Below are 12,984 nucleotides of genomic sequence, written 5' to 3' on the forward strand. Positions count from 1 at the left end.
TTATTTGCAACTGATTCGCAATCCTTGTTGCTCTAATTCCTGGATCCGCTCGTCCTGGCTTGGAATAAATGCCAGAATATTTAGGATCATTTCGTACATAGCACTGGCTTCATTCAACGAATAAAAAATCCACTGCCCTTTTCGGTTTTCTTTTACTAATCCGACATCGCGCAGTTTCCGCAGATGCTGGCTGATGGCGGGCTGGGTGATATTGAAGATTTCAACAAACTCACAGACACAGCATTCGTTCTTTTCCAACAGCTTCATCATTGACAGCCGGGTTTTGTCTCCCAGGAGCTTCAACACTGTGCTCGCTTGCTCAATTTCAATTTCCTTCGCTTTCACTGCCATTTGTTCTTTCACCTCTTTTGCTGGATTCTTTTTAAAGCTGCAGGATTCTTTTATTTATTCCTGTTGAAACTCACAATATCATATCAGCATATACTTATATGTTCAAGTGCATATTATCTAAATAATCCTATACTAGAAAATAAGCCCTGATTTTTGTTGCAAACGCAACAAAGTGATGATAAGTTCTAGTTAACCTGCTTTCATTGCATTTGCAACTAAATATTACTAAAGGAGAGTTTTATGAAAGAGATTCTGCGTGAAATCGGCATGATAGCCAGAGCCCTGGATTCTATCAGCAATATCGAATTCAAGGAGTTCGACCTGACCAAAGGCCAGTATTTATACCTTGTCCGGATTTGTGAAAACCCCGGCATCATCCATGCACAATTGTTGGAGATGATCAAAGTAGAACGCTCCACCGCAACCCGCGCACTTCAGAAGCTCGAAACAAATGGTTTTATAGAAAAGAAAGACGATCCACATAATAAAAAAAACAAACTGCTGTTTCCCACCGAAAAAGCGAATGCGGTTTATCCTTTTATCAAAAGGGAAAATGCCCATTCGGATGGAGTGGCTTTACATGGCTTTTCCGAAGAAGAAGCAGAAACCGCCTTTGACCTTCTGCAGCGCATTCGGAAAAATGTTGAAAAGGATTGGGAGTCGGTAAAAAAAGGAAATAAACGGGACTATTGAAACAGCAAAGGAGCAACAATCCATATGACGACGATGATAAAAAAATGTACAATTGACGACCTGCATGAACTTCAAACCATCAGTATCGAGACATATACCGAGACGTTCAAAGAGCACAACACGCCTGAAAACCTTACGGCTTATTTAGAACAAGCATATCCCTTGGACAAACTCGAACGGGAACTTGGCGTCCCTTCTTCCTTTTTCTTTTTCATTTATTCCGGCCAGCAAGTTGCTGGATACCTCAAGCTCAATACCGACGGCGCACAGACAGAGCCAATGGGTAGGGACGCACTGGAAGTTGAACGGATTTATGTAAGGAAAGCTTTTCAAAAGTTAGGGATTGGCAAGCAGCTGTTAAACAAAGCGATTGAAATGGCGGAACAGCAAAACAAAAAAACTGTTTGGCTCGGCGTCTGGGAAAATAACGACAATGCCCTCGCATTTTATCAAAAAAAGAGATTTGTTCAAACAGGGTCCCACTCTTTTTACATGGGCGACGATGAGCAAATCGATTTGATCATGGTTAAGACACTCTACTAACTCTTTTCTGAAAGGCAGACCAGCATGTACATCCCAAAATATTTCAAGGTCAGTGATTTTGACGAAATCGCAGAGTTTATTCGGCAAAACTCTTTCGGAACACTCGTCACCACAAAAAAAAGGAAAACCCATTGCCACCCACCTCCCGCTTCAGTTGATGAAACAAAAAGATGATCACTATATAACCGGACATATGGCTTATGGAAATCCCCAATGGCGAACATTTGAAACATCTGAAGAAGTACTCATCATGTTCCAAGGGCCGCATGCATACATTTCTTCTTCCTGGTATGAACAGGAGAATGTGCCGACATGGAACTATCAGGCCGTACACCTTTATGGCACCGCCCAACTTTTGAGCGAGGAAGAGTTGAAAAAAGACCTGACAAGCTTAATGCAAAAATACGAGAGCCATCGTGAAAATCCGGTTCTGTGGGATAAGCGCTCCCCTTCCCTGCTGGAAAAGGAGTTGAAAGGCATCATTGGATTTAAGATCCTGGTGAGAGAAGTTCAAGCCGCCTATAAAATGAGCCAGAACCGAAACGAAACAGATTACCAAAACATCATCGATCGATTGGAGCAAGAAGAGGATGCGGATTCAAAACAAATGGCCCAAGTGATGAGCACGAAATCGGAAGAGTCTCTTTGAATCTTCAACTGTTCAGCCGATTAGGAATAAAGCAAGTTGTTGGAAGTATTCCTCTACAGCTTGTACAATACGAAGGAATTGCATATCTGAAATGTTTTCTAGGGTTCCGCAGCAACCATGCTGGCCTGGTCCAAGAGAAAACTCACAGCTCTGCTGTGTCACGGAAGGACAAAAGCCTGGGAGAAACTGTTTTTACAGTTCTCCCGGGTTTTTTTAGTTTCTATAAATACGATAAGGAGAGATTTACAATGAGTTCAAATTGGCTGAAAGTCATATTTGCTGCGGTTTTTGAAGTGGTTTGGGTCATCGGTTTAAAGCATGCCGATGGTTTTTGGGATTGGGCAGTTACGGTCATCGCGATTGTCATCAGCTTCACGGTCATGATCATGGCTGGCCGAAAGTTGCCGGTCGGAACCGTCTATGCGATTTTTGTCGGGCTTGGAACCGCGGGCACTGTGCTTTCTGAAATCATCATCTTCAACGAGCCTTTTAGTGTCGGAAAGCTGCTGCTGGTAGGGATATTATTGGCGGGAGTTATCGGCTTAAAACTAGTAACGAAAGATCCGATTTCTGAAGGAGGAAGAGCCTAATGACATGGACAGCATTAGTTTTGGCAGGCGTATTTGAAATGTTTGGTGTGGCGATGATCAACAAGCTGCATCAAGACCGCAATTGGCAATCTCTTTTATTGCTGATAGCTGGTTTCGGGGCGAGCTTTGTCTTTTTGGCTTATTCCATGGAAACACTGGCGATGGGAACCGCTTATGCCATCTGGACCGGGATCGGTGCTTCAGGCGGAGCCATACTCGGTATGCTTTTTTACAATGAATCCAAGGACTGGAAGCGAATCCTCTTTATTGCAATGGTCTTGGGTGCTGCAGTTGGTTTAAAACTGGTTTCTTAAGCCGAATCCTTTCAAACTCATACATTGAAATTAAAAAGAGCAAAGAAACTTGCAGCTAAGTTTCTTCGCTTTTTTTGAAATGACTCGATTAATGCAGAGAAACCGGTCTTTCTTTTACAACGACCACTTCTGGTACAGAATTTTTAGCTAGCTATTGCTTAAAAAATCTTACCTGCCACTTTATGGCTGCCGTTTAAGAGCATTAATATCGGCCACCAATGCACTGACATGTTCAGCTTTGGTTGACCAGCTGGTACAGAACCTGACGACGCTTTTTGTTTCATTTACTGTTTCCCATGTATGGAACGAGTATTTCTTGCTTAACTTTTCTATGTCCATATTTCTGAGAATTGGGAATTGCTGATTTGTTTTCGAATCATATCTCAATTCGAATCCGTTGCTTTCAAAAGCTGCTCGAATGGTCATTGCCGAATCTACTGCGTGTCTGGACAACTCCATGTACAAACCATCTTGAAAAAGCGTTTCAAATTGAATTCCCAATATACGCCCTTTAGCCAAAAGCCCACCTTTTTGTTTGATCATATACCGGAAATCTTTTTTCAAAGCCCCATTCGTTATCACAACAGCTTCTCCGAATAATGCCCCAATCTTCGTTCCCCCTATATAAAACACATCACAAAGCCTTGCGATATCAGCTAATGATAAGTCGTTGTCTTCCGAAGCCAATCCGTACCCCATCCTTGCGCCGTCCATCATTAAAGTTAAATCACAATCCAAACACGCCTTCCGTAAATTCTCCAGCTCTTTTTTGCTGTAGGTTGTCCCAAACTCTGTCGGATTAGAAATATAAACCAGGGCAGGTTGGACCATGTGTTCGTGTGTGGGATCGTTCCAATGTTCCGCATGAGCTCCCCTAACCTGTTCAGCATAAATTTTTCCATCTTCGCTTGGCAAGGTAAGCACTTTATGGCCGGACGCTTCTATTGCACCTGTCTCATGAACAGCTATATGGCCTGAATGTGCGGAAACGACTCCTTGATGAGGCCTCAGGACAGAAGCAATTAATGTAGTATTTGTTTGCGTACCTCCTACTAAGAAATGGACATCGGCAGTTGGCGCATCGCAGGCACTCTTTATCAGTGTTCTAGCCGATTCACAATATTTGTCCATGCCGTAGCCTGGGCTTTGTTCTTCGTTTGTTTCCAGTAACCGTTCTAAAATATGTGGATGTGCACCTTCTGCATAATCATTTTCAAATCTAATCATTTATTTTTCTCCCATCTGCTTAAATTTCTTTACTTAGGCAGCATCGCTGCGTGGATTTCAGCTATTACTATTTGAAAGTCCATGTAATTTTGATTTATTTCTTCAGGACTCCGTCACTTGACAGCCCTGCCAACAATTCCAACAGCTTCTCAAGCGGTAGAGCTTTCTCATGATCGAATCAATAGCTGAGTATGCCGATAGTTCTCTATATATTAAATTGACCATATAAAAATAATTCAATCTACTTTTCCATTGGCACGCCATCTTGTATATAATGCTTTTGTTTGGAGATCCCTCTTGATGCTTTCTTGATTGATAAATATATTCTATCTACTCATTTCTCCATTCTTTTTGCACACCTTAAATGTATAGTATATTAGTAAACTCATTGAATGAAGGATGAAACTTGATAGAGTTGTACCAGCGCAACAACCAGGCTAACATAGGGGCTTCATACACTGTGCGAGACTGGTGATTGTATATGATATAGCGTTAAGAAAATGAAGGCAAGCTACACAATAGTCTACCTTCTTACAAGAAATATTTTAAACTCGCTTGTTCTGGGACACAATCAACCAAAGCCGACAAATAAGTTTACGCACTCCAACAAAAGAATAAGGCAGTTATGACCGCAGTTTCAAGAAATACCTATACCTTATGAAAGGAAGTGGCAGATATAAAAAAAGTTATATTAGGTTCATTCGCCCTCAGTTTTATCTTAATCGGCTGCAATGACAATACCAGACCATCACAAGACTTCCCGATGGATAATGGGCACATGGGCGGCCAGGGCGGAACGAATCAAGAAGACGCAAATGAGAGAGGCATGGGCGGTATGGGAGGCGCCATGAACTTTGGGAGTATTCCGTCTCTTGAATCCTCTGAAGGAATTCGTGAGCTGCCGATTCCCCCACTAATGGAAAAGCAGCAAGGCCAGGACTTCGATTATGAAGTGACCGCCCAACAAGGCACCACCGAATTTTTCGAAGGCGTTTCGACTGATACTTACGGATACAACGGCGATTTACTTGGTCCCACGCTTAAACTGGAGGAAGGCGAAAGTGTGGATGTCAAGATTACAAATGATTTGGATGAAGTGACAACCTTCCATTGGCACGGCCTTGAAGTTCCCGGAGAAATAGACGGCGGCCCACACGGTGAAATCCAGCCCGGCGACAGCCAAATCATCACTTTGGAAGCGGATCAGCCGGCCGCTACCCTTTGGTATCATCCCCATGTTCATGGCTCGACAGCTGAACAAGTATTCAAAGGCTTGTCCGGGATGTTGCTCATTGGCGAGGGCTCCGGCTCTGATTCGGAACTTCCCGATGAGTACGGCGTTGATGACATTCCGCTCATTTTCCAGGACCGCCTGTTTGATGAAAACAAACAATTGAATTACGGCAGGCTGATGAACGAGGACGGAACCTTAGGCGATATTTCTATCGTCAACGGAACCATTAACCCAAAACTGACCATCACCGAATCCGTCATGCGCTTTCGGATATTGAACGGAGCTAATGCGCGAAGTTACACATTCGGGTTGAGCAATGGCGCCAGCTTCACGCAAATCGCTTCTGATGGAGGCTTGCTGGATAAACCGGTTGAAACCGACACGCTGACATTAGCCGCTTCGGAGCGCGCTGAAATTCTCATCGACTTTTCATCGATGACTGAGGAGGAATCCCTCGCCATCATCAATGATGAAGGAACTGAATTACTGCCGTTTGACCTGGCTCTCGATGATTCTCCGGCAGACTCCGTCAAACTGCGGACAGCCGAGGAGCCCTTCCTGACCGAACAGGAAAAAACAATGCCTGTCACAAAGGACATCGAGTTGTTCGGTATGGCAAATATGGTGACGATCAATGGGAAGAAATTCGATATGGACCGCATTGACTTTCGCCAGGAACAAGGCGTCACAGAAGTATGGGAAGTTTATAACAGCCCCGATATGATGGGGGGAATGAGTCATCCCTTCCATATTCACGGCACCCAGTTCAAGATCATTTCCCGTGATGGCGAAGAGGTGGAACCGAACGAACAAGGCTTGAAAGATAGCGTGCTGGTCGAACCCGGCGAACGGGTAAAACTGCTTGTCACGTTCCCCGAAAAAGGTATTTTCGTTTTCCATTGCCACATTCTGGAACATGAAGATAACGGCATGATGGGGCAAGTTGAAGTGTACTAACAATTAAAAATCCGCTCTTTTGAACCCATGGTTCAAAAGAGCGGATTTTTTTGCATTTAATTGCCTCGGATTGTCAAAATCCTAAAAGATGGTTCAGTCTCCCGCTTAAAACGGACATAATGAGTATTCGAAAGAAGAAACCTAAAGTTAACTCTACTCTTAGAGATTTTGATTTCCACAAAGCTATTGATTTTCTTTCATTCAATACCTTTTTCCAGCGGTATCATAAACCAAAAAACGTAACGTCCATTTTTAATATCTAATCCTATTTTGCCTTTATGAAGCTCGACGATTTCCTTCGAAATGGCCAATCCGAGACCGCTACCACCAGTGTTGCGAGTTCGTGATGGATCGGTGCGGTAAAAGCGTTCAAATATTTTTTCCGCATCCGTTTCAGATATATTCTGGCCTTCACTGATGATTGACACGCGGTAATCGGTACCAGAAATTTTTCCTTCTATTTGGATAGGGGCGGTACCTTTGTAATAACGGATGGCATTATCAAGTATATTGCCTAATACTTGCTGGATGCCGCCATTATAGACATCAACAAATCCAGGATTAGCCTCAATTTGGACAGAGATGTTCTTTTCCTGAAGCCGCCAATGGAACATTTCAACCATTTGCCGGATGGACTGGCTCATCTCTTCCTGCTTTGTTTCTACCAATGTTTCCGTGGCGGCAATATCCCATTCTTTTAATTGTTCCAACTGCTCCACCATTGCTGTCAGGCGTTTCGCTTCCCCGTGGAGCGATTGGAATAATGCTGCATCGCCTTCAATGACTCCGTTGCTTAGGGCGTTCATATAGCCATTTAAATTTGATAAAGGCGTCCTGAATTCATGGGACAAATCCGAAACGATTTTCTGTCTGGATTGCTCCTTGAGTTTTAATTGTTGGACGAGTTCATTGAAATGGCCAATCAATTCACCGATTTCGCCCTCGGATTTGGCCAGGATGGTTTTAGGATATCGCCCATCTTTCATAACTTTCGTTGATTCGATCAGCTCTTTTAAAGGCCCCATCAATTTTTTTGTTAAATAAAAATGAAGCAGGCTGCCGACGACAATGATTGAGGCGCTGAACATCCAAAGAAATTGCAAGAGGGCCGCATTAAACTGATTTTGCCGTTGCACATCCGATTCCATTCCACTGACCAATGCGCAAGCTGCGTTATAGATGGTAAAACTGCTCAATATAATAACCGCTGTAAAAGCAATGGTATTTAAAAAGGTCAATCGCCAAAGGATCTGTTTTGGCCATAATGACTTAATGAACTTAATCATGAACGAATTTATACCCCATTCCCCTGACTGTTAAAATGCGTTTAGGAGAGGAAGGTTCATCCTCAATTTTTTCCCTCAGATTTTTGATATGGGCATCTATCGTACGGTCCATCACCGTCTTGTCGTTATAAGGATACAACTGGTAGATTAAATCGTCCCGACTTAACACGATATTCGGATTGTCCATAAAGTGGAACAAAAGATTGAATTCATTCTTCGTCAACGACAGCCTCCGCTCGAATAATTGGACTTCCCCTTTTCTTGGCTGAATGGAAAGGCCGCCATAGGTGATTTTTTGGCAGAATTGCCCTGTTCTCCGTAGCACCGCTTCTACATGAGCGACCAATTCATCCGGCTCAAAGGGTTTCGTCATATAATCATCAGCCCCCATATTCAATCCAGCGATCTTATCCTGAGTCTTCGCTTTCGCCGACAGCATAATGATGGAGACTTCGTTGCGTTTTTGGCTTCTGAACCAGCTGCATAATTCTTCTCCGCTAATTTTTGGAAGCACGAGGTCGAGAATGACCAAACACGGCTGAAATATTCGGAAAGATTCTTTCGCTTCTTCGCCATTTGCTGCTAATATCACTTCGTATCCGGCTTTTTCTAAATAAATGGAAACAAGTTCTCGGATCATCTGGTCATCTTCCACAACCAATATAGTAGACTTCAACCCTTACACCTCTTGCCTAATAGTTTAAAAAGCTATTTCATTTTTTTCACTTCCTGTGCCATGAACTCTTTGTTCATGGCACCCGGCGCCACAAATGCGATGCGCCCATTTGAATCGATCATATAAGAAGCAGGAACGGCTTTCACTTTATACTTACTGGCGGTTTCTGAATCCGTGTCCATTAAAATCGGGAAGCTTAGCCCGAAATCTTTTACGAAATCCGAAACATTTTCTTCGCTTTTTTCTGATGCGGTTAAATTGACCGCCAAAATCTCTACCGGGACATCCTGTTCCTCATAAAGCTGTTGCATATCCGGCATTTCCGCTCTGCAAGGCGGGCACCAAGTCGCCCAAAAATTAATAAAAACCCGCTGGCCTCTGTAATCGGATAAGCGCACTGTTTGTCCGTCCAGCGTCATCAATTCGAAATCAGGAGCAAGATCCCCGACTGCAAGGCCCGTCGTTTCGGGTTGAGCCGTTTCTGCTTCGGTAATCTCCGTTTGTTGTGCCGCTTCCTTGTCAGAGAGCAGCAAATCATAAATAGCCCATCCGACCATTGCCGTTATGATAACACCTAGAATCATTTTTTTCATTTTATTAAACCTCCATTATTATCCTAGTTTCGCTAACCACGTATCTTTGATTAAATCCAAAAGCGCTCCGGTGATGACCGGCATCTGCCCGAAGAACAGCACAAGGCCCATAATAATCATCGTGGCGCCGCCTATTTTCATGATGAATTGGCTTTTGCGGACGATCCATTTGGTCGAGCCTAAAAAGAATGTCAACAAGACAAATGGCAAGGCAAAACCGATGACATACATCAGCGTATAAAAAATTCCTTGTCCTGGGTTAGTCGCGGACAAAATCAAGATTGAACCAAAAACTGGACCGATACAAGGTGTCCACCCCGCTGCAAATCCGAGCCCGATAAAAAAAGTGCCGATATAGCCTGATGGCCGTCTATTAAACTGAAAGCGCTGCTCTCTCATCAAAGAGGTGATGTTGATCCAGCCTCCGATAAAAAGTCCCATGATTAAGATGAAGACGCCAGCAATGCGTTGAATAAACAAACCGGAATCTCCTATCAGCAAATCTTGGATCCATTGGCCAAAAAAAGAAGCGCCGGCTCCCAAACTGATAAAAACTAGAGACACACCTGCCAGAAAAACCAGCGAATGGCTCAATAGCCTCTTTTGGATTTTCATATTCCGATCTCCCTGCAGCTCTTTCACGCTGATGCCTGTGATATAGGAAAGATAAGCTGGAAATATCGGCAAAACGCAAGGGGATAAAAAGGAAAGGGCTCCGGCACCAAATGCCAAAAACATCCCCAAGATCAACATTGTATCCGTATCAATAGAGCTCATTTGTTGCCCTCCTTCTGCTGCTAAGCAATAGTAAAAAATGGCCTGCCATAAAAAGAAGGATGATAAACCATGGCTTCATCCCATAACTGAATATGGAAGAATAGGATTGGATCGATAAAATCAGCAACATTCCAGCGGCCCACACACTTAAAAGAACACGGACAACTGTATAAGGGGACATCCTGTCACCCAGTACCAGGAACAAAGCCAGCAGGACTGCATATAAGATCAGATTCCCAAGAGCATATGTATCATCGTACCAAGCCAATTGGATAAATTCGTAGAAAAATGATGCTGGCAATAAGATATGTAATAAAGTTTGAATAAGCTCCCATCCCTTTATTTTGCCGCTTCTCATGCCATAAAACAGGAAAGCTGCACTGAAGAAAATCGCCAAGTAGAAAGCACGGGAATCACTTGGATAGGCAAGCACTGCCAGTGGATCTTTCAACAGCAAAGGCAGGTTCAATAGGATTTTCGATAACCAGATGAACAGGACAAAATTGATGATTTGGGAAAAGGCCTCTTCTACACGTATTTTCTTCTGATCTTTCACCAAATCGCTTACTAGATAAAAAATGGCAACCCCTAATACAATGCTGAAAACCTTTAACAACATGGGGATGATTGCGATTATGGACATTGGTCTCCCCCTCTTTTCTGTGGCATTCCACACCTACTCTACCTGTTCAATGTGAAGGTTTCATGAATATCTTCATAGTTTTTGGCATCCGCTAGAATATTCGCAGGAGTTTCTTTCTTCATTCCAGTTAAAATAGTTTTAAAACATTTGGGAAACAGAAAGAATATAAAGTTTTGACTTGAATTCAGCAAACTTTCTCAAAAGAAAAAGAACTTCATACGAAGCCCCCTTTTTCACCGATAAATCAATGAACAGAAAAAGAAAAAAACGAAGGATATACAAATCTACGCCTTTTCGAAATTACGGTTAACAAAACTTACGGCAGCACCTAATGTTTTTTCTAATCATTTTAATAAAAGAATAGAAGATTTCGTGAAAAATGTGGAGGCGGAAAGCAGAGGGCGTTTCTGTTACAATCAACAAAGAAAGAGCGCCTGCTTATTTGAAACGCAATCGCTATTACATGTAAAAGAACGGCCGAATTGGAGGGTTTCAATAGTGAAGCGATTAGTAAAAAACATGACGGCGATGCAACTCTCCATATATGCAGTGCTGCTGTTCAGTTTTATCGGCTCCATGTATTTCATTAATTTCAATTACGGATTTTATGATGATCCGATTGTGAAAATCACAGAAGCCACTACTGAACAAACACAAGAAATCTCTGATATGCATGGGAATGAGGATGCTCTTTTCACCCAGCAACTCCAGGGTGACATCCAAAATGGTGAATTTAAAGGGAAAACCATCGAACTCAACAATGAGTATTCGTTATCTGGTGCGAACGACTATGAGTACCATGTCGGACAAGATATATTCGTCTTTATTGACGGCGCTGCAGAAGACGGTTCGGCGCTGGCAGGCACGATCGATAATGTGAAACGGGATAAATACGTTGTTGCGCTTACGTGGATTTTCATTTTCGTGTTACTCATCATCGGAAAAAAGCAGGGCTTCTATTCGATTGTCAGTTTGGCGCTGAATGCGGTCATTCTATCGTACGCTTTGGATATTTACATCCAGACGGAAAATTCCAGTTTGCTGCTGATCTCCAGCATCAGCATCCTGCTGTTTACAATCACCTCACTGTTATTGGTGAACGGGTTCAACGAAAAAACCTATGCGGCAATTGTCTCGACGATGCTCGGTGTTTTTGTCGCACTGTTGTTGGCTTATTTTGCAATTTGGACATCGGGTGGAAACGGCTTGAACTACGAGGAAATGCAGTTTCTCTCTAGGCCTTATGAAGTCATTTTCATGGCAGGCTTATTTATCGGCTCACTCGGCGCAGTGATGGATGTCGGCATTACGATGTCTGCATCAATTTTTACCCTTCACGAAAAAAATCCCGATATTTCCATCGAAGCGATGAAAACATCTGGCATTGAAATTGGCAAAGACATTATGGGCACGATGACGAATATTTTGTTTTTCGTTTATATCAGCGGCTCAATCCCCATGCTGCTGCTGTATTTATCGAACGGTGCCACCTGGCCATTCACATTTTCGATCAACCTGTCACTTGAAATCGCCCGTGCGCTTGCGGGTGGACTCGGGATTGTATTGACGATTCCCATCGGCATCTATACGTCCATTTTCTTCATCAAGAGAAAGAGGGCTGCACAATGAATGTACTGATCATTTTAGCCTTCATGTTGTGTATGGCCATGGTGATGATCGGAGGGAAAAAAGGAGCAATCTCTTTTCTCAGCCTGTTCATCAATTTTCTTGTATTGCTGCTCACCGTATTCATGATGTCCAATTCCGACAATGATCCTATCATCTGGGCCATCATCGCTTGTGTCATCATCAGCTGTGTCAATTTATTTTTCATCAACGGCATCAACAGCACGACTGTTGCCGCGTTCCTGTCGACAGTTATCACGATGATCGTGCTGCTGCTTTTCATCTTCATCATGACCGATTTGACAATGATCAACGGGTTTGGCGAAGAGGAAATTCATGAACTTACCATGTTCTCGCTTTATATCGGCATTGATTTCTTGGAACTTGCCGCGGTGGTCATCATCATCAGCACAATCGGAGCAATCACCGATATCGCCATTTCGATTACCTCGCCGATGCGTGAAGTTCACATCCACAATCCCGGCATCAGCCGCCGTGAACTGGTTCACGCTGGTTTTTCCATTGGCCGTGATCTGCTGGGCACGAGCACAAATACTTTGTTCTTCGCCTTTTTTGGCAGCTATCTAGGATTATTGATTTGGTTCAAGGACCTCTCGTACTCGCTCGGCGATATCATCAATTCAAAAGTCTTCAGCGCCGAAATGATCACCATCCTGTGCGCCGGCATCGGCATCGCACTGGTCATCCCGATTGCGTCTTGGATCACTGCCTATTTGCTGACAAGAAAAAGCGGTGCGGTAAAATGAGATAAGCTGTGTTTCAAAGGAATTTCATGTTACCTCCATCCAAATTTTTTCTAAGTAA

At 43.2% G+C, this 12,984-nt stretch carries 14 protein-coding genes, 1 pseudogene and 1 riboswitch; of the genes and pseudogenes, 8 read left to right on the forward strand and 7 right to left on the reverse strand.

The features are described 5' to 3' along the window. Window positions 1-351, reverse strand: a complete 351-nt coding sequence (locus J7I83_RS14360) for an ArsR/SmtB family transcription factor (protein ID WP_215101858.1) — start codon at window positions 349-351, stop codon at window positions 1-3. A 240-nt stretch (window positions 352-591) separates the two neighbouring features. On the opposite strand from J7I83_RS14360, the gene J7I83_RS14365 reads away from it, so the two are divergent. The 5 genes and pseudogenes from J7I83_RS14365 to J7I83_RS14385 all read left to right on the forward strand — a co-directional run bounded on the left by J7I83_RS14365 (window position 592) and on the right by J7I83_RS14385 (window position 3,140). After that, window positions 592-1,044 (forward strand): MarR family winged helix-turn-helix transcriptional regulator, encoded by a 453-nt coding sequence (locus tag J7I83_RS14365; RefSeq protein WP_215101860.1) that lies wholly within the window; start codon window positions 592-594, stop codon window positions 1,042-1,044. A 24-nt stretch (window positions 1,045-1,068) separates the two neighbouring features. Then, window positions 1,069-1,587: a spermidine/spermine N(1)-acetyltransferase gene (paiA, locus tag J7I83_RS14370; RefSeq protein WP_215101862.1), complete on the forward strand. Its 519-nt coding sequence runs from the start codon at window positions 1,069-1,071 to the stop codon at window positions 1,585-1,587. 24 nt (window positions 1,588-1,611) lie between these two features. Beyond that, a pseudogene (locus J7I83_RS14375) lies at window positions 1,612-2,236 on the forward strand (FMN-binding negative transcriptional regulator). Between the two features lie 87 nt (window positions 2,237-2,323). Further along, window positions 2,324-2,421, forward strand: a riboswitch (guanidine-I (ykkC/yxkD leader). Window positions 2,422-2,484: 63 nt separating this feature from the next. Continuing rightward, entirely contained in the window at window positions 2,485-2,826 is a 342-nt protein-coding gene (locus J7I83_RS14380; RefSeq protein ID WP_215101864.1) for a DMT family transporter, read from the forward strand. Continuing rightward, entirely contained in the window at window positions 2,826-3,140 is a 315-nt protein-coding gene (locus J7I83_RS14385; protein WP_215101866.1) for a DMT family transporter, read from the forward strand. Before J7I83_RS14380 ends, J7I83_RS14385 begins: the two co-directional genes overlap by 1 nt. A 180-nt stretch (window positions 3,141-3,320) precedes the next feature. Here the strand turns inward: J7I83_RS14385 and J7I83_RS14390 are convergent, their stop codons facing one another. Further along, a complete protein-coding gene (locus J7I83_RS14390; protein WP_215101868.1) occupies window positions 3,321-4,367 on the reverse strand; it encodes a threonine aldolase family protein in 1,047 nt (348 codons plus the stop codon). Between the two features lie 763 nt (window positions 4,368-5,130). On the opposite strand from J7I83_RS14390, the gene J7I83_RS14395 reads away from it, so the two are divergent. Beyond that, entirely contained in the window at window positions 5,131-6,558 is a 1,428-nt protein-coding gene (locus tag J7I83_RS14395) for a multicopper oxidase family protein (protein WP_215101870.1), read from the forward strand. A 197-nt stretch (window positions 6,559-6,755) separates the two neighbouring features. Here J7I83_RS14395 and J7I83_RS14400 read toward each other — a convergent pair whose 3' ends face one another. From J7I83_RS14400 to J7I83_RS14420, 5 genes are read right to left on the reverse strand one after another with little or no spacing between them, the layout of a single operon-like run. Next, a complete protein-coding gene (locus J7I83_RS14400; RefSeq protein WP_215101872.1) occupies window positions 6,756-7,844 on the reverse strand; it encodes a sensor histidine kinase in 1,089 nt (362 codons plus the stop codon). Beyond that, window positions 7,837-8,520 carry a response regulator transcription factor gene (locus J7I83_RS14405; RefSeq protein ID WP_215101874.1) on the reverse strand — a complete coding sequence of 228 codons (684 nt, stop codon included), beginning with the start codon at window positions 8,518-8,520 and terminating at the stop codon, window positions 7,837-7,839. The genes J7I83_RS14400 and J7I83_RS14405 overlap by 8 nt, the downstream gene beginning before the upstream one ends. Before the next feature lie 32 nt (window positions 8,521-8,552). Continuing rightward, window positions 8,553-9,113, reverse strand: a complete 561-nt coding sequence (locus J7I83_RS14410; protein WP_215101876.1) for a redoxin domain-containing protein — start codon at window positions 9,111-9,113, stop codon at window positions 8,553-8,555. An 18-nt stretch (window positions 9,114-9,131) separates the two neighbouring features. Continuing rightward, a complete protein-coding gene (locus tag J7I83_RS14415; protein WP_215101878.1) occupies window positions 9,132-9,890 on the reverse strand; it encodes a cytochrome c biogenesis CcdA family protein in 759 nt (252 codons plus the stop codon). Continuing rightward, window positions 9,877-10,533, reverse strand: coding sequence for a hypothetical protein (locus J7I83_RS14420; protein ID WP_215101880.1), 657 nt, complete (start codon window positions 10,531-10,533; stop codon window positions 9,877-9,879). The genes J7I83_RS14415 and J7I83_RS14420 overlap by 14 nt, the downstream gene beginning before the upstream one ends. A 519-nt stretch (window positions 10,534-11,052) precedes the next feature. On the opposite strand from J7I83_RS14420, the gene J7I83_RS14425 reads away from it, so the two are divergent. Together J7I83_RS14425 and J7I83_RS14430 are read left to right on the forward strand one after the other, a co-directional pair. Next, window positions 11,053-12,162 carry a YibE/F family protein gene (locus tag J7I83_RS14425; RefSeq protein ID WP_215101916.1) on the forward strand — a complete coding sequence of 370 codons (1,110 nt, stop codon included), beginning with the start codon at window positions 11,053-11,055 and terminating at the stop codon, window positions 12,160-12,162. Next, complete coding sequence (locus tag J7I83_RS14430) at window positions 12,159-12,926, forward strand: YibE/F family protein (RefSeq protein ID WP_215101882.1); 768 nt, start codon at window positions 12,159-12,161, stop codon at window positions 12,924-12,926. The genes J7I83_RS14425 and J7I83_RS14430 overlap by 4 nt, the downstream gene beginning before the upstream one ends. The last annotated feature ends 58 nt before the right edge of the window (window positions 12,927-12,984 follow it).

It is taken from the genome of Planococcus sp. ISL-110, from assembly GCF_018613575.1.
Lineage (GTDB): Bacteria > Bacillota > Bacilli > Bacillales_A > Planococcaceae > Planococcus.